Raw genomic sequence first — 16151 nt, forward strand, 5'->3', positions numbered from 1 at the left:
CCGTTCGACTTGCATGTGTAAGGCATGCCGCCAGCGTTCAATCTGAGCCAGGATCAAACTCTTCAGTTCAAACCTGTTACTGTTTTCGGTTTCGTTAGAAACCGGTCGCTCACTCAAAGCTGACAGGAATATGAATTGCTTCATAAACCTGACTTACTTTAGTGTGAGACTCTTGATACTTTTGCTATCCCGATCCGAGGACCGGGCTCGCTATCATCAAGCGCCCACACTTATCGGCTGTTAATTTTTAAAGAACGTTTCTGCGAGAAGGACCGCTTTCTCAGCAGCGCTGCGTTTTCAGCAGCAGAGAAGTGAGATTATGAACACTGTTTCGCAGTTCGTCAACAACTTTTTTACCACCTCGTTGCGACTGCGGGGTTCATCTTCCTTGGCCAACCAAACGTCTAACAAGACATCCGGCCAACTTCGCTTCCCCTCTTCCGCGCCGCGTGACCGTCAGCGCGAAAGAGGCGTGATTGTAGACATCTGCCCCGACGTGTGCAAGGGGTTTGTGAAAGAAATTTTAGAAGACGAACCGTCAGACCACGCGCACCAGCCGCGCGACGATCTCCATATAGTGATCGAGGTCGGGCGTCGGCTTCCCCTCGACTTTTGCCGTATCGTCCCAGCGCCGCAGGCGCAGCGCGTCCTCCGCGTATGGGTGCTGCAGGAACGCCTCGGCTTCCGCGTCGCTGAAGATCCCGCCCTGCAACGCGAGGCTCCGCACCGAGTCCGGCGACAGGCTCTCGAAGTAGCCGGCGTCCGTCCTGCACAGGCAGCGCTTCGCGTCGACGTGCAGCCGGATCGGCTCCAGCACCGCGTCCGAAAACAACGGCCGCAAGAACGGCAATACATAATATTGATGCAGATCGTCGATGCCGCGCGCGCTCGGCGTCTCGCCCTGGCGATTCAGCAAATGGCCGAGATCGTGCAGGAACGCGGCGGCGATCAGCGCATCGTCCGCGCCCGCCTCTTCCGCGAGCAGCCCGCTTTGCAGCGCATGCTCGAGCTGCGTGACCGGCTCCCCGCTGTAGGCCGTGTGACCATGCTCCTGATACAGACCGCGAATCTCTTCAAGCGTCAAAGCCATTGCATCATCCCCACGGCAGCGAAAAGGTCTTGAGGTTCGTGAAGCTCTTCATCGCTTCCTGAACACCTTCCTTGTAGCCCAAACCCGAATCCTTGACCCCGCCGAACGGCGTCAGCTCGATCCGGTAGCCCGGCACTTCCCATACGTTCACGGTGCCGACGCTCAATTCGTTGACGAAACGCACGATCGCTTCCGCGCTGTCGGTGCAAACGCCCGACGACAGCCCGAATGCCGTGCCGTTGCTGATCCGGATCGCGTCGTCGATGGTATCGAACGCGATCACGGGCGACACCGGGCCGAAGGTCTCCTCGCGCACCAGTGTCATCGCAGGATCGACGCAGTCGAGCACGGTCGGGGAATACAGCGCGCCGCGCCGGACGTTGCCCGTCAGCAGACGGGCGCCCTGCGCGACCGCCTCGTCGACGCGCGCCTCGAACAGTCGCGCGGCGGCCTCGTCGATCACCGTGCCCATCTCGTTCGCCGGGTCGAACGGATCACCGTACGTCCATGCGCGCGTCTTGTCGACCAGCAGATCGGTGAACGCCGGCGCGATCGAGCGCTGCACGAGAATGCGCTTGACCGCCGTACAGCGCTGGCCGGAGTTGCGGTACGAACCCTGCGCCGCGAGTGTTGCCGCACGGTCGAGATCGGCGTCCGCGAGGACGATCAGCGGATCGTTGCCGCCCAGTTCCAGCACGACGCGCCGGTAGCCCGCCTTCGCGGCAATGTACTTGCCGATCGAGACACCGCCGGTGAAGGTGATCAGCGACGCGTGCGGATGCGTCAGCAATTCGTCGCAGATTTCGCGCGGGTCGCCGGTCAGCACCTGCAGCATCGGCTCGGGCAGGCCGGCTTCATAAAGCAGGTCGGCCAGATAGAACGCCGACATCGGCACCTTTTCCGACGGCTTCACGATCACCCGGTTGTTCGTCGCGATCACCGGCGCGACCTTGTGCGCGACCTGATTCATCGGATGATTGAACGGCGTGATCGCGACGATCACCCCGTCGAGCGGCTGGCGCTGCGAGAACACGCGCCGCGCCTTGCCGTGAGGAGTCAGGTCGCACGAGAAGCTCTGCGCATCGTCGCGCAGCGCCTCGACCGACGCGAATTTCAGCACGTCCGCGACGCGGCCGATCTCGTAGCGCGAATCCTGCTTCGACAGCCCGGATTCCAGCGAGATCAGGTCCGACGCCTCCTCGACGCGCTCGCGCAGCAGCACCGCCGCGCGCTCGAGAATCTGCGAACGCTCGTAGCGCGTGAGGCTCGGCCGGTAACCGACCGCGTAATCGAACGCCGCGCGTACATCATCAACACTCGCGAGCGGTGCCGTGCCGACGCGCTGCCCCGTATACGGATCGACGACGTCGAAGGTCCGCTCGCGTGTCGCGCGTTCGCCGCACCAACGCAGCGCCTCGCTGCGAAACGCCGGGTGGTCTTGCTGCTTGCCCGACGTCATGATGCAATCCGGTTCAGCGCGAAATCGAAGACATCGAAATTGCGCGGACGTCGCGCGGGATCGTCCCGCTCGACGCGACGGTTGAACAGCAGCGGCACCTCCTGCTCCGACACGCCGCCGTGCGAACGCAGCGGCACGGTCAGGCCCGACAGGTCGTGCTCGCGCTCGCGCGTGCCGAGTGTCGTATCGCGACGGGCGATCACGACCAGATCGCCGATGCGGTCGGCCGGCAATTCGAAGCGCGCCGCAGCTTCCGCGTTGTCGAGCACGAGTTCGACACCGTCGAGTCCGCCGATCCGCCACATCGCGTCTGCCCGATCGACGCCCGCCGCCAGGTAGACAGTCGCGAACGAGCCGAGCGCGCCGTGATGCACGACGTACGGATCGGTGATCGGCAGGATCACGCGCGCGGCCTGTGCACCGAACCAGCCGTCGAACGCATCCTGCAGATAGATGACGTTCGGCAGCCCCGTCACCGGGTCGTGCTTCGCGTTCATCCCGTGATCGGCGGTCAGGCCGATCACCCAGCCGAGCGCATCGAGCTGCGCGAGATAGCGGTCCATCATCGCGTAGAACGCATTCGCACCGTCGCTGCCGGGCGCGCACTTGTGTTGCACATAGTCGGTCGTCGACAGGTACATCAGATCGATCTGCCGAGTCTGCGCGAGCCGCACGCCCGCTGCGAACACGAATTCGGACAGCGCGGCGCTATAGACGTCCGGCGACGGCAGGCCGACCCAGTCGAGCACGTCGTCGATGCCGTTCTCCGCGAGATTCGCCTGCGCGGCCTTCTCCGCGGAAAAGCAGATGCCGCGCATCCGCCAGCCGAGCAGGCGACGCAACTTGTCCTTCGCCGTCACGACCGCTACCCGCGCGCCGGCGTCGGACGCCGCCGCAAGCAGCGTGCCGGCCCGCAGGTACGCGGGATCGTTCATCATCACCTCGGCGCCGCGTCCGCCGTCGGCGTCCGGGTCCCAGAAGTAGTTGCCGCAGATCCCGTGCACCGACGGCGGCACGCCGCAGACGATCGACAGGTTGTTCGGGTTGGTGAACGTCGGCACGACGCAATCCGCGCGCCATGCGGTGCCTTCCGCGATCATCCGGCCGATGAACGGCGCGACGCCCGCCGCCACCGCCTGCTCGAGATAGTCGTACTCACAGCCGTCGACGCACACGACGACGGTCGGCTCCGACGGCAGCCGGTAGCGCCGGCCGTTGACATCGACGTGCGCGGGCTGCGTGCCCGACGCCGCACCGGCAGCCTCAGGCGCGCCGGGTACCCGCAACGAAAACGCCGCGTTCATGATGCAGCCCTCCGGCCGCGCGGCACGCGCGCAGCGATCAGCAGCAGCGCCGCGAGCGACGCGCCGAGCATCAGCAGCGACAGCGCCGACGCAGGCAGGTAATAGCCACGCTCCACCTGGCCGATCACGACGATCGGCACGGTCGCGAAGCCGGGCGGATAAACGGTCAGCGTCGCCCCGAGCTCGCCGAGCGACAGCGCGAAGCCGAGCGCGAGGCTCGCGCGCAGCGCCGGCACGAGCTGCGGCACCAGCACGCGCCGCAGCACCATCGCGGGCGGCGCACCGAGGCTGGCCGCCGCTTCGCGCAGCACCGTCAGTTCCGGGCGCAGCGCGGCCGCCGCGCATCGATAGCAGAACGGCAGAATCAGCGCGAGCTGCACGAGCACGACGATCGCTGCCGAACTCGACAGATCGACCGGCTTCTGGTGATACGCGATCAACACCGCGAGGCCGAGCACGACGCTCGGCACGCCGTTGGGCACCATCACCAGTGCGTCGACGACCGCGCCGATGCCACGCCGGTCGCGCCCTTCGAGCGCCAGTGCGAGCCACAGGCCGAGGATCGTGCCGATCACGGCGACGCCGAAGCCGATCTCGAGGCTCGTCACGAGCGCGCCGTATTCCTGCGAACCGAGCTGCTCGAACCAGCGCAGGCTGTAGCCGGCCGGCAGGATGGTGCCGGACCAGCGGGTCGACACGCTCGACAGCGCGACGACGATCACCGGCAGCACGAACAGCCAGAAGCACGCGAACGCGGCGAGCGCGAGCGCAATGCGCGACGCATGCTTGAGCAGCGTATCGGTCCAGCCGATCTGGTGGCGGGGCACCCGGTGCCCGATCCGGTATTCAGCGGACATCGTTCGTCCCTCCCGTCGCGCGCCGGTTCACCCGGCGATAGACCGTATACAGCGCCAGCGACAGCGCGAGCATCATGACCGCGCCGGCCGACGCGGTCGGCAGGTCGAGATCGACGGTCGCGCTGCTGTAGATCGCGACCGGCAGTGTGACGAGCTTCGCACTGCCGAGCACCAGCAGGATCCCGAATTCGTTCAGCGTCAGCAGGAAGCACAGCACCGTGCCGGCGGCGATCCCGGGCCACGCGATCGGCAGCACGACGCGCCGCGCGAGCATCCAGCCCGACGCACCGAGGCTGCGCGCGGCTTCGATCAGCCGCAGGTCGAGCGTCGCGAACGACGCGAGCGTCGGCCGCACGACGAACGGCGTATAGAACACGGTCTGCGCGAGAATCACGCCGCCAAAGCCGAACAGGAAGTCGAGCGGCGGCTGGTCGAGATGGAACATCTGCTGCAGCGCGATGCTGACTGAGCCTTGCGAGCCGTACAGGAAGATCAGCGTGAACGCGACCAGGAACGACGGGAACGCAACGTACAGCTCCAGGAAGCGCGTGACGAGCGATGCGCCCGGGAACGGCCTGAAGAACAGCAGCGCCGCGAGCAGCACGCCGAGCAGCGACGCGGTGCCGGCGCTCGCGAACAGCACGCCGAGCGTCGTCAGCAGCACGTTGCGGGTGTCGGGGTTGCCGAAGAAGCTCCGGTACGCGGCGAAGCTCAGGCCGTGATCGCCGGTCAGGCTCAGCAGCACGAGCTGCACGAGCGGATAGACGACGAGCGGGCCAAGCACGACAACCGCCAGCAGGATCAGGTGCAGGTCGCCGGCGCGCTTGCGGCGACGCGCGGCCGCGGCATGCGCGGCGGCCGACGCGAGCGCCTGCGGCGACAGCGCGGCGTCAGGGCTCGATAAGGACGACATCGTCTGCCTCGCAATGCAGGGAAACTCGCGCGCCGCGCTCGGGCGCCATGCCACGGCCGCGTTGCATCGTCACGCGCACCGGCTCGTCCGGCGCCGTGTCGATCACGACCGCGATCGACAGCTCCGCGCCTTGCCATTCGACCGACGCAACCGTGCCGTGCAGCCCGCCCGCCGCGAGCGGCCTGACGGTCAACTGCTCCGGCCGCACGCATGCAACCTTGTCGCGCACTTCGTAACGCGGATCGCCGAGCGGGAAGATCACGCGCGGCGGCAGCAGGTTCGCCGGGCCGAGATAGCGCGCGACATAGCCGTTCTGCGGCGTGTCGTAAAGCTGTTGCGGCGTGCCGAGCTGCGCGACGTGGCCGTCGCGCATCAGCAGCGCGCGATCGGACAGCACCAGCGCGTCGTCGCGGTCGTGCGTCACGCACACGACCGTCAGGTTCGGCAGGCGCTCGTGCAGCGCCTTCAGTTCGCTGCGCACCGACGCGCGCAGGTTGGCGTCGAGCGCCGACAGCGGCTCGTCGAGCAGCAGCACGTCGGGCTCGATCACGAGCGCGCGGGCGAGCGCGACGCGCTGCTGCATCCCGCCCGACAGCTGCGCCGGCATGTGATGGCCGGTATCGCCGAGCTGGACGAGCTTCAGCGCGTCGGCGACGCGGCGCGTCACTTCGGCTGACGCCATCCGCCGCGCGCGCAGCCCGAATGCGACGTTCTCGAACACCGACAGGTGCGGGAACAGCGCGTAGTTCTGGAACAGCAGACCGAGATTGCGCTTGTGCGGCGGCGCATAGGTCAGGTCACGCCCGGCAACGGTCAGCGTGCCGGTCAGGCCGTCGGCCTTCACGAACCCGGCGATGAAGCGCAACAGCGTGGTCTTGCCGCAGCCGCTCTTGCCGAGCACGGTCAAAAATTCGCCGGCGCCAATCGACAGCGTCAGATCGTCCAGCACCGTGCGTGCGCCGTAGCGCACGCTCAGGTGCTCGATCTGCACGCCGCCCGGCGCACCGGACCGCAGCGTCGCGTGCGGTCCGGCAGCGCCGAATGCGCCGGGATGGGTCATGGCGGTTTCCACCGTTTTCATCCTTTCAATTGCAGGCGGCGTGCGCCGGTCACTTCGGCTTGACGACGTCGAGCTGCTTGCCCGAGCTGCCGATCACGTCCTTCTTCCAGCGCTCCAGCCACACCGGCTTCTTCGCCATCACCTGGGTCCAGTCGACCGGAATCAGCTTCACGCCCGCGATCGCGCGCTTGACCGCCTCGCCGTTCTTGCCGGCGAGCGGCACGTCGCTGCGGCCCGGGATGCCGTACATGTCCGGCACCTTCGACTGCACGTCGGTCGACATCAGGTAGTCGATCAGCTTCTTGCCCACGTCCTGGTTCGGGCCACCCTTGATCAGGCCGATGCCGTACGGGAGCTGGAACGTCGTCGGCTGGTCGCCGTCCTTCGCCGCGAGGAAGATCGGCTTGATCGTCAGGCCGCCGTGCTCGGCGTCGTCGAGGTCCATCTGCAGGTCGCCGTTCGCGACGCTGATCTCGTTACGCGACAGCAGCACGTTCAGGTAGCCCGTGCCCTTCGTGTGGAACTTCACGCTCTGCGACAGCTTCGCGAGATAGTCGAACGCCTTGTCCTCGCCCATCAGCGAGGTCGTCAGGATCAGCACGGCCATCCCGTCGCCGGCCGTCGCCGGGTTCGAGTATGCAACCTTGCCCGCGTAGTTCGGCGACAGCAGGTCGGCGAACGTCTTCGGCTGCTGCTTCACGACTTCCGGGTTGATCGCGAACGAGAAATAGTTGTTCACGAACGTCGCCCAGGTGCCGTCTTCCGCCTTCGCGATCGCCGGCACGTTCTTGTAGTTGACGCTCTGGTACGGCTGCAGCAGGCCCATCTGGCCGGCTTGCTGGATGAACGGCGGCAGCGTGACGATCACGTCGGCCTTCGGCGAATTCTTCTCGACGTTCGCGCGGTTCACGACTTCGCCACTGCCCGCCGTGACGATGTTGACCTTGACGCCTTCCTTCTTCTCGAACGCCGGCAGCACGTCGCGGTAAAGGTTCTCGAGGCCGTCCGCCGTGTACAGCACGACCGCGCTCGCCGCGTGCGCCGGCAGCGCGGCGCCTTGCAGCAGACCGGCGGCACCGGCGGCCAGCGCAAGCTTGCGGAACGCGCCGGCAGCGGCGCGCGAGGAATTCTGCAGTGTCATCTGACTTCTCCGTAGACGGAACAGCAAACGGCCGGCCAAACCGGCTCCTGTTATCCGGGCGAACCGCCAGCCGGCCCGCCTCGTCGCCGCCCCGACCGATGCGGTCTCGTGCGGCAACCGAAGGATCACAGCGTTCGATGACAAACCCGTGACGCGCGCCCAAATTTCCAAAAAATGACACATTTTGCCAATATCATACACATCATCCGGAGCCGAAAACCGGCGTTCCGTCCGACTCTTTGCTGGAGAAAACCCGATGTCCACCCCCGATCCGATCCTGCTCACCCCCGGCCCGCTGACCACCTCCACGGCAACCCGCGAAGCGATGCAACACGACTGGGGGTCATGGGATGCCGCGTTCAATCGTCTGACCGAAAGCGTCTGCGCCGACCTCGTCGGCATCGCGCGCGGCGCCAATGAATATGTCTGCGTGCCGCTGCAGGGCAGCGGCACGTTCGCGGTCGAAGCCGCGCTCGGCACGCTGGTGCCGCACGACGGCGTCGTGCTCGTGCCGGACAACGGCGCGTATTGCGCGCGCGTGCTGAAGATTCTCGACCGGCTCGGCATCGACGCGGTCGCGCTGCCGTTCGGCGAGGACGCCGCCGTCGATCCGGCCGCCATCGAAGCGGCCTTCGCGCGCGAACCGCGGATCACGCACGTCGCGCTCGTGCACCTCGAGACGAGCGCCGGGATCCTGAACCCGCTCGACGAGATCGCCGCCCTGTGCCGCCGGCACGGCAAGCGGCTGATCGTCGACGCGATGAGCTCGTTCGGCGCGTTGCCGATCACGCTCGACGGCAGCGGCATCGACGCGCTGATCTCCGCGAGCGGCAAGTGTCTCGAAGGCGTGCCGGGCATGGGGTTCGTGATCGCGCGGCGCGACGCGCTGGAGGCGAGTGAAGGCAACTCGCGGTCGCTCGCGCTCGATCTGTACGATCAATACGCGTACCTGCGCAAGACCGGCCAGTGGCGCTTCACGCCGCCGACGCACGTGGTCGCCGCGCTGCGCGCCGCGCTCGACCAGTTCCTCGCCGCAGGCGGCCAGCCTGCGCGCGGCGCGCGCTACATGGAGAACTGCCGGACGCTGATCGAATCGATGCGCGCGCTCGGCTTCGCGCCGTTCCTCGACGCCAGCGTGCAGGCGCCGGTGATCGTGACCTTCCACGCGCCGGCCGATCCGGCCTACGACTTCCGGCGCTTCTACGACGCGGTGCGCGATGCCGGCTTCATCCTGTACCCCGGCAAGCTCACGCAGCTCGAGACGTTCCGGGTCGGCTGCATCGGCGCGATCGACGCCAACGACGTGCGCCGCGCGGTCGCCGCGATCGCGCAAGCGGTCGAATCGCTCGGCATCTCGCAGCACCGCGCGTAAGCGGAAATAGACCCGGCGGAAATAGGCCCGGCGAAAGAAGGCCCGACGAAAAAAGGCCCGGCGGTTCGCACCACCGGGCCCGACTCACTGCGATCTGGAACGCGTTACAGCTCGATCCGCTTGATATCGCCGACGACGAAGATGTATGACGCGGCGCCGATCAGCGCGATCACGCCGATGAACACCAGCGCGCCGACGAACGAGCCGGTCGACGCGACGATGAAGCCGACGACGAGCGGCGTGATGATGCCGGCAAGGTTTGCCGCGAAGTTGAAGATGCCGCCCGTCACGCCGAGCAGGCCGTCCGGCGCGATGTCGGACACGAGCGTCCAGCCGAGCGCGGCCATCCCCTGCGCGAAGAACGCAACCGACATGATCGCGATCACCGCTTCGTTGCTCTGCACGTAGTTCGCGAGAATGATCGTCGACGCGAGCAGCAGCCCCGCGATGATCGGCAGCTTGCGCGCGAGGTTCGCGGACTTGCCGCGGCGCAGCAGCCAGTCGGAGAAGATCCCGCCGAACATCACGCCGACCGACGCGGCGATGAACGGCATCACCGCGAAAAAGCCGATCTTCAGCCAGCCCATGTGGCGCTCGGTCGCGAGATAGGTCGGGAACCAGGTCAGGAAGAACACGAGCGTCGAGTTGCCGGCGAACTGGCCGAGGCAGATGCCCGCGAGCTGGCGCTTCTTCAGCAGCTTGCCGGCCATGCTCCAGCTGAATTTCGCCTGCGCGGGCCGATCGTCCTTCGTCGCGCCGTGCGCGAGACCGCCGCCCGCTTCGATGTACTCGAGCTCCGCCTTGTTCGCGCCCGGATGGTTGCGCGGCTCGTGGTAGAACTTCCACCAGATCAGGCCGAACGCGATGCCGACGGTGCCGACGACCCAGAACAGCGAGCGCCAGCCGAACGCGCCCATCAGCGCGAACAGCACCGGGCTGAAGAACGCAAGGCCGATGTACTCGCCGACCGTGTAGGTGCCGGTCGCCATCGCGCGCTCGTTCTGCGGGAACCACGTCGCGACCACCCGGCTGTTGGTCGGGAAGCACGGCGCTTCCGTGATGCCGAGGCCAAGGCGGCATGCGAGCAGCGTCGCGACGCCGGGCACGAAGCCCTGCAGCAGCGTGCACAGCGACCACAGCGTCATCGACCAGTAATACGTGATCTTGCTGCCGAAGCGGTCGAGGAAGAGACCGCCCGGCACCTGCATCGCGACGTACGTCCACGAGAACGCGGAGAACATGATGCCCATCACCGCCGCGTTGATGCCGAGCTCCTTGGTGAGCTGCGGCGCAGCCACCCCCAGCACCGTGCGGTCGAGATAGTTGATCATCGTGCCAATTGCGAGCAGCGCGAGAATCTTGTAGCGCGCCGACGTGCGCCGGACCGTGCCGGCCGCCTGCGCCGGCTGAACCGGTGCGGTGTTCGTGTGGGTGGTGTGCTGCATGGTCGTCTCCTGGTCTCGTCTTTCTCTGAATCTATAAAGGGTCAGCGCGCAACGAGCGATTGAAAGTGATCGAACATCCGTTCGGCGTCGGGCGTGCGTCCGGTGAAGATCTCGAACGCGTCGACGGCCTGGTAGACCGCCATTCCGCCGCCCGGCAGCGTCGCGCAGCCCGTCGCGCGCGCCGCCCGGATCAACTCCGTTTCGAGCGGGAAGTACACGATGTCGGCAACCCACATCCCCGCATGCAGCAACTCGGCCGGCAACGGCAGGCCCGGGTGCTTCGTCATGCCGGTCGGGGTCGCGTGGATCAGGCCCGTGGCCGCCCGCACCGTCGTCGCGAGGTCGTCGCCCTGCGTGACCCTGGCGGCCGGGAAGCGCTGCTGCAGTTCTTCCGCGAGCGCGCGGGCGCGCGTCGCGTCGACATCGAAGATCGCCAGTTCCGCCGCGCCCATCTGCAATGCTGCGTGCGCGACTGCCGCGCCCGCGCCGCCCGCGCCGAGCTGCACGACGCGTTCGAGCGACACGCCCGGCAGCCCGCGCCGGAACGACTTCGCGAATCCCGACCAGTCGGTGTTGTGGCCGATCCGCTTGCCGTCCTTGAACAGCACGGTGTTGACCGCGCCGAGCGCGCGCGCGTCGTCGGACAGCGCATCGAGGTGCTCGATCACGCGCTGCTTGCACGGGTGCGTGATGTTCAGGCCCGTGTAGCCCATCTGTTCGGCCGCCGCGAGCAATTGCGCCAGCGCGTCGACGGTCAGGCCGAGCGCGTCGAGGTCGATGCGCCGGTAGACATAGCCGAATCCCTGGCGGAATCCTTCTTCTTCGTGCATCGCGGGCGACAGCGAACCGCCGATACCCTGGCCGATCAGGCCGATCAGAAACGACGGGCGGCTCATTGCTTGGCTCCTTGCGAAAGAATGGTCGACATGCGCTGCAGCGCGAGGACGTAGCCTTCGGTGCCGCATCCGCAGATCACGGCCTCGGCGACCGCCGACACGTACGAGTGGTGACGGAACGGCTCGCGGCGATGCACGTTCGAGATGTGGATCTCGATCACCGGCTTCGCGATCGCCGACAGCGCATCGGCCAGCGCGACCGACGTGTGCGTGTACGCGGCCGGGTTGATCACGATGCCGTCCGTGTCGTGGCGCGCCGCGTGCAGCCAGTCGATCAGCTCGTGCTCGGCGTTCGACTGGCGAAAGTCGACCTCGAGCCCGAGCCCGTCTGCCGCGTCGCGGCAGCGCTGTGCCACGTCGGCGAGCGTTTCCGCTCCATAGATGTGGGGTTCGCGCGTCCCCAGCAGATTCAGGTTCGGGCCGTTCAGCACCAGCACCTTGCGCTTGCTCATGTCAGTTGCTCCTAAAACGGGGGCGAATCGCTAGCGACTTCGCCCCTTCTCGTCAAGATTCGGCGCCAGTGTGCGCTTGCGCAAGCGCAATGTCTTTTCGGGTTTTCGCTAATTTGTACCAACTAGTTAGTTTGTATAATTCACCCAATCACCCTAGTAAATTCGGGATATGGCGCGTTCCATGGACTCCATGACTGGTTCATTCAGGGTCGAGTCCAGCCGGCGCCGTCCCGCCTCTTAGCAGGATTTGCCCATGCAGCGCTCGATCGCCACCGTGTCCCTGTCCGGCACGCTCGCCGAGAAGCTCGCCGCCATCCAGGCCGCGGGCTTCGACGGCGTCGAAATCTTCGAGAACGACCTCGTCTATTTCGACGGGTCGCCCGCCGACGTGCGGAACATGGCCGCCGATCTCGGTCTCGACATCGTGCTGTTCCAGCCGTTTCGCGATTTCGAGGGCGTGAGCCCCGCGCAGCTCGCGCGCAATCTCGATCGCGTCCGGCGCAAGTTCGACGTGATGCATGCGCTCGGCACCGACCGCATCCTCGTCTGCAGCAACGTGTCGCCGGAAACGATCGCGGACGACGCGCTGCTCGTCGACCAGCTCGGCGCGCTCGCCGAGGCCGCGCAGCAGGCGGGCGTCGTCGCCGCCTATGAAGCGCTCGCGTGGGGGCGGGTCGTGAAGACGTATGGCCATGCGTGGCGGCTCGTGAATGCGGTGAACAACCGGCACCTCGGCCTTGCGCTCGACAGCTTCCACACGCTGTCGCTCGACGACTCGCCGGACGCGATCGCCGACATTCCCGGCGACCGGATCGCGTTCGTGCAGATCGCCGATGCGCCGAAGCTCGCGATGGATGTCCTCGAATGGAGCCGCCATTACCGTTCGTTCCCCGGCCAGGGCGACTTCGACCTCGCGCGCTTCACCGCGCGCGTGATCGAGGCCGGCTATACGGGGCCGCTGTCGCTCGAGATCTTCAACGACGGCTTCCGCGCGGCGCCGACCGCCATCACCGCGGCCGACGGGCACCGCTCGCTGCTCTATCTGGAGGAGCAGACGCGCGCGCAGCTCGCGCGGGACCAGCGCACGCCCGGCGCCGGCCAGCCGCTGTTCGCACCGCCCGCGCCGCCCGCGCACGTCGGCTTCCAGTTCATCGAATTCGCAGTCGACGCGCAGGCAGCGGCCAATGTCGGCGAATGGCTCGGCAAGATGCGCTTCCGCCTCGCGGGCCGCCATCGCTCGAAGGACGTGACGCTGTTCCAGCACGGCGCCGCGTCGATCGTGCTGAACGCGGAGCGCGACTCGTTCGCCGATGCGTTCTTTCAGCAGCACGGCCTGTCGCTGTGCGCGTCGGCGTTCCGCGTCGACGACGCGAACGTCGCGTTCGAACGCGCGGCAGGCTTCGGCTATGCGCCGTTTTCCGGGCGCGTCGGCCCGCACGAACGCGTACTGCCGAGCGTAAAGGCGCCGGACGGCAGCCTCGAATACTTCGTCGACGAAGCGCCGAATGCGCCGACACTATATGAATCCGATTTCGTGCTGACCGACATCGACGGCCCGAGCGAGGTCGGCCCGCTGACCGGCATCGACCACGTGTGCCTCGCGCTGCCGGCCGACGCGCTCGATACGTGGATCCTGTTCTTCAAGACGGCGTTCGGCTTCGAAGCCGAGCGCAGCTGGCTCGTGCCGGACCCGTACGGGCTGATGCGCAGCCGCGCGGTGCGCAGCGCGGACGGCTCGGTGCGGATCGCGCTGAACGCGTCGGTCGACCGCCACACCGCGGTCGCCGAATCGCTGGACCGGTATCACGGCACCGGACTGAACCACGTCGCGTTCCGCACCGAAGACATCGTGAAGACGGTCGCCGAATTCGCGGCCGACGGCGTGCCGTTCCTGCGCATCCCGCGCAACTATTACGACGACCTCGCCGCACGCTATGCGCTGCCCGACGACCTGATCGACACGCTGAGCGCCCATCACCTGCTGTACGACCGCGACGAGAACGGCGGCGAGTTCCTGCATGCGTATACAGAACTGGTCGACAACCGCTTCTCGCTGGAGATCGTCGAGCGGCGCGGCGGATACGACGGTTACGGCGCGGCGAACGCGGCCGTTCGCCTGGCGGCGCAGGCACAGCGGAAGAAGTGACGGGCGGGAAATACCGGGTGCGACGAAAAGTCATCGTACATTCGTCTGGAGAATAGACGGCGTATGCATTATGCTGGCGCATGTGCTGTCGGACGCGCGCCTGAAGCGGCTTCCGGCGATCCGGTTCGCGAAGTCGCCACCACGCCGCCACCACGCCGTTACATGCTGTAACCACCGGCCGACCGTGGCCGGTCACCGAGCGGGGCGTTTTAAGAATCGCTTAAGTCTTCGACGGCACTATCCGCAACCGTATCCGAAGAATCTCTCTACAACGAGGACAGCGATGAGCGCCGTAGAAACACCCGCGGACCGCCCGGCCGCCCCCCCTTCAAAACCGAAGACGATGCTGCGCCGCCTGCTCAGCCATCACGAAATCGCGACGCTGCTCGTGCTGCTGCATGCACCGATCGGCGCGAACGCGAAACCCGAATTGCCCGGACTGCAGGAAGCAGGCCTGGTCGAAATGGTGCGCGCAGACGCTGACACCCCGCCGAGCTTCCGCCTGACGGAAAACGGCACGGCCGTCCTGAAGGGACTCGGCTACCGCTGAACCTGCGCTTCACCAGTCATCCCCGCCGGCCTTCCCCGCCGCGCCGGCCGCCACCGGCGCACGCATCACCCCGCCCGCTCCTGCAGCATCATCCGATATTCGGTCGGCGTCACGCCGACCGTCGCCTTGAACTGGCGCGTAAACGCGCTGTGATCCGTGTAACCGCATAGCGCCGCGACGTCGGTCACCTTGTCGTGCGTGATCAGCAGCGCTGTCGCGGCGTCGAGCCGCGTCTTCAGCAGCACCTGGCGTGGCGTCAGGTGAAACACCTTGTGGAAGTACCGCTCGAGCTGCGCGACCGACATGCCGGCCATCTGCGCGAGCTGCTTCAGGTTGAGCGGCTGCACGTAATGATCCTGGATGTACTGGACCACGTCCGCGAGCTTGCTGTAGGCCGGATGCGAGCCCTCGTGCGCCTTCAGGTCGCGCGAAATGCCGGCAAGGCCGACCACATGCCCGCCCGCGTCGCGCAGCGGCTCCTTGCAGGTCAGGCACCAGCCCGGCTGGCGGCCGGGATACAGATGCAGCTCGAGCTGGTCGGTCAGCTGATGGCCGGCGTTGATCGTCGCCATGTCCTGCTCGAAGTAGCTGCTGCCGAACCGTCGCGGAAACACCTCGTCCGCGGTCTTGCCGAGCAGGTCGCGCTTGTCCTTGTAGCCGCAGCGCATCGCCAGCGTGCGGTTGACGAGCGCATAGCGGCCATCGGCATCCTTCACGAAGAATGCAACGTCCGGCAATGCGTCGAACACCGGCTCGAGCATGCGGAAATGCGCGAGCATCGCGCCGAAGTCGGCGTTGGCGGGCTGGTACGGCAGGGTGTCAGACGAACTCATGGGCGGTACGGCAAGTAAGGTCATCATCCCGGCATCCGCGAAGCGAGTGGCTGATGGCGTCGATTATAGGAGCGCCTGTCCGCTGCGCGGCGCGACAAAACGGACTTTGGTGACGGAACGTCGTGAGTGCAGAATCAGATCCTACGACACGGACACTCGCCGACTTTCAGCCTACGTGACCAGACGACAGGCACACACATGTCGCGCCGCATGCGGCATCGTGCGTGGTTTTCGGCACGATACACGCTCCGCGTAGCGCCGCCGCGCTATGCGTACACACGCGCGGCTTGCGCGCCCCCGAATCTCGCCATCGTAGAAACTCAGGCGCATCGCGTCTTGGCGTGATTACGCATGCCGAATGACGATTTCTGCACACATCAGGGTTGTCGACGATATGTCGAAATCGTCGCCGACCAGGCATTGAACGCACAAGACGCGCGCAATTCCGCTACTCGGGTTCTATGAACATTCGAACCAAGCCGACCGGAGGATTGACAACAATGACCTGCGGATTCAACCCGTCGATGCAACACACTTGAGGCTGCATAGCAGCAAGGAGTGTTGCCATGAAACAGAGACGGCGGATCTACTATACAGATACCCAGAAGGCGTTAATGTGGGAGCGTTGGCGCA

The 16151-nt window shown here is 66.4% G+C and carries 14 protein-coding genes and 1 rRNA gene; 3 read left to right on the forward strand and 12 right to left on the reverse strand.

Annotated features, from left to right (window positions below; genetic code table 11):
* From DID96_RS36075 to phnS, 8 genes are all read right to left on the reverse strand, one after another.
* Nucleotides 1-69: ribosomal RNA gene (locus DID96_RS36075) — 16S ribosomal RNA — on the reverse strand; the annotation flags it as partial.
* A gap of 469 nt (nt 70-538) precedes the next feature.
* Nucleotides 539-1090, reverse strand: a complete 552-nt coding sequence (locus DID96_RS36090) for a phosphonate degradation HD-domain oxygenase (RefSeq protein WP_124603939.1) — start codon at nt 1088-1090, stop codon at nt 539-541.
* A gap of 4 nt (nt 1091-1094) precedes the next feature.
* Entirely contained in the window at nt 1095-2549 is a 1455-nt protein-coding gene (gene phnY, locus DID96_RS36095) for a phosphonoacetaldehyde dehydrogenase (protein WP_124603940.1), read from the reverse strand.
* Nucleotides 2546-3853 (reverse strand): phosphonoacetate hydrolase, encoded by a 1308-nt coding sequence (gene phnA / locus DID96_RS36100; RefSeq protein WP_124603941.1) that lies wholly within the window; start codon nt 3851-3853, stop codon nt 2546-2548. Before phnA ends, phnY begins: the two co-directional genes overlap by 4 nt.
* Nucleotides 3850-4710, reverse strand: a complete 861-nt coding sequence (gene phnV, locus DID96_RS36105; RefSeq protein WP_124603942.1) for a 2-aminoethylphosphonate ABC transport system, membrane component PhnV — start codon at nt 4708-4710, stop codon at nt 3850-3852. Before phnV ends, phnA begins: the two co-directional genes overlap by 4 nt.
* Complete coding sequence (phnU, locus tag DID96_RS36110; RefSeq protein ID WP_124603943.1) at nt 4700-5623, reverse strand: 2-aminoethylphosphonate ABC transporter permease subunit; 924 nt, start codon at nt 5621-5623, stop codon at nt 4700-4702. Before phnU ends, phnV begins: the two co-directional genes overlap by 11 nt.
* The gene (phnT, locus tag DID96_RS36115; protein ID WP_185732476.1) at nt 5601-6704 is read right to left on the reverse strand and encodes a 2-aminoethylphosphonate ABC transport system ATP-binding subunit PhnT; all 1104 of its coding nucleotides are present in this window, start codon (nt 6702-6704) and stop codon (nt 5601-5603) included. Before phnT ends, phnU begins: the two co-directional genes overlap by 23 nt.
* Nucleotides 6705-6732: 28 nt before the next feature.
* A complete protein-coding gene (gene phnS, locus DID96_RS36120; RefSeq protein WP_124603945.1) occupies nt 6733-7824 on the reverse strand; it encodes a 2-aminoethylphosphonate ABC transporter substrate-binding protein in 1092 nt (363 codons plus the stop codon).
* Nucleotides 7825-8080: 256 nt separating this feature from the next.
* Between phnS and DID96_RS36125 the strand changes: the two genes are divergently transcribed.
* Nucleotides 8081-9196, forward strand: a complete 1116-nt coding sequence (locus DID96_RS36125) for a 2-aminoethylphosphonate--pyruvate transaminase (RefSeq protein ID WP_124603946.1) — start codon at nt 8081-8083, stop codon at nt 9194-9196.
* A 104-nt stretch (nt 9197-9300) separates the two neighbouring features.
* Here the strand turns inward: DID96_RS36125 and DID96_RS36130 are convergent, their stop codons facing one another.
* From DID96_RS36130 to aroQ, 3 genes are read right to left on the reverse strand one after another with little or no spacing between them, the layout of a single operon-like run.
* Nucleotides 9301-10641 carry an MFS transporter gene (locus DID96_RS36130; protein WP_124603947.1) on the reverse strand — a complete coding sequence of 447 codons (1341 nt, stop codon included), beginning with the start codon at nt 10639-10641 and terminating at the stop codon, nt 9301-9303.
* Nucleotides 10642-10682: 41 nt separating this feature from the next.
* Nucleotides 10683-11537, reverse strand: coding sequence for a shikimate dehydrogenase (locus DID96_RS36135; RefSeq protein WP_124603948.1), 855 nt, complete (start codon nt 11535-11537; stop codon nt 10683-10685).
* The gene (aroQ, locus tag DID96_RS36140; protein WP_124603949.1) at nt 11534-11989 is read right to left on the reverse strand and encodes a type II 3-dehydroquinate dehydratase; all 456 of its coding nucleotides are present in this window, start codon (nt 11987-11989) and stop codon (nt 11534-11536) included. The genes DID96_RS36135 and aroQ overlap by 4 nt, the downstream gene beginning before the upstream one ends.
* A 253-nt stretch (nt 11990-12242) precedes the next feature.
* Here aroQ and DID96_RS36145 point away from each other — a divergent pair, with 253 nt between their 5' ends.
* Together DID96_RS36145 and DID96_RS36150 are read left to right on the forward strand one after the other, a co-directional pair.
* The gene (locus DID96_RS36145) at nt 12243-14135 is read left to right on the forward strand and encodes a bifunctional sugar phosphate isomerase/epimerase/4-hydroxyphenylpyruvate dioxygenase family protein (protein WP_124603950.1); all 1893 of its coding nucleotides are present in this window, start codon (nt 12243-12245) and stop codon (nt 14133-14135) included.
* 283 nt (nt 14136-14418) lie between these two features.
* Entirely contained in the window at nt 14419-14685 is a 267-nt protein-coding gene (locus DID96_RS36150; RefSeq protein ID WP_124603951.1) for a hypothetical protein, read from the forward strand.
* Between the two features lie 65 nt (nt 14686-14750).
* Here DID96_RS36150 and DID96_RS36155 read toward each other — a convergent pair whose 3' ends face one another.
* Complete coding sequence (locus DID96_RS36155; protein ID WP_124603952.1) at nt 14751-15545, reverse strand: AraC family transcriptional regulator; 795 nt, start codon at nt 15543-15545, stop codon at nt 14751-14753.
* Nucleotides 15546-16151: the final 606 nt, after the last annotated feature.

This window comes from Burkholderia sp. Bp8963 (genome assembly GCF_003854275.1).
Taxonomy (GTDB): Bacteria; Pseudomonadota; Gammaproteobacteria; order Burkholderiales; family Burkholderiaceae; genus Burkholderia.

Coding starts and splice junctions, on each gene's coding strand:
- DID96_RS36090 (WP_124603939.1), bottom strand. CDS start 1,090: ATGGCTTTGACGCTTGAAGAGATTCGCGGTCTGTATCAGGAGCATGGT.
- phnY (WP_124603940.1), bottom strand. CDS start 2,549: ATGACGTCGGGCAAGCAGCAAGACCACCCGGCGTTTCGCAGCGAGGCG.
- phnA (WP_124603941.1), bottom strand. CDS start 3,853: ATGAACGCGGCGTTTTCGTTGCGGGTACCCGGCGCGCCTGAGGCTGCC.
- phnV (WP_124603942.1), bottom strand. CDS start 4,710: ATGTCCGCTGAATACCGGATCGGGCACCGGGTGCCCCGCCACCAGATC.
- phnU (WP_124603943.1), bottom strand. CDS start 5,623: ATGTCGTCCTTATCGAGCCCTGACGCCGCGCTGTCGCCGCAGGCGCTC.
- phnT (WP_185732476.1), bottom strand. CDS start 6,704: ATGAAAACGGTGGAAACCGCCATGACCCATCCCGGCGCATTCGGCGCT.
- phnS (WP_124603945.1), bottom strand. CDS start 7,824: ATGACACTGCAGAATTCCTCGCGCGCCGCTGCCGGCGCGTTCCGCAAG.
- DID96_RS36125 (WP_124603946.1), top strand. CDS start 8,081: ATGTCCACCCCCGATCCGATCCTGCTCACCCCCGGCCCGCTGACCACC.
- DID96_RS36130 (WP_124603947.1), bottom strand. CDS start 10,641: ATGCAGCACACCACCCACACGAACACCGCACCGGTTCAGCCGGCGCAG.
- DID96_RS36135 (WP_124603948.1), bottom strand. CDS start 11,537: ATGAGCCGCCCGTCGTTTCTGATCGGCCTGATCGGCCAGGGTATCGGC.
- aroQ (WP_124603949.1), bottom strand. CDS start 11,989: ATGAGCAAGCGCAAGGTGCTGGTGCTGAACGGCCCGAACCTGAATCTG.
- DID96_RS36145 (WP_124603950.1), top strand. CDS start 12,243: ATGCAGCGCTCGATCGCCACCGTGTCCCTGTCCGGCACGCTCGCCGAG.
- DID96_RS36150 (WP_124603951.1), top strand. CDS start 14,419: ATGAGCGCCGTAGAAACACCCGCGGACCGCCCGGCCGCCCCCCCTTCA.
- DID96_RS36155 (WP_124603952.1), bottom strand. CDS start 15,545: ATGATGACCTTACTTGCCGTACCGCCCATGAGTTCGTCTGACACCCTG.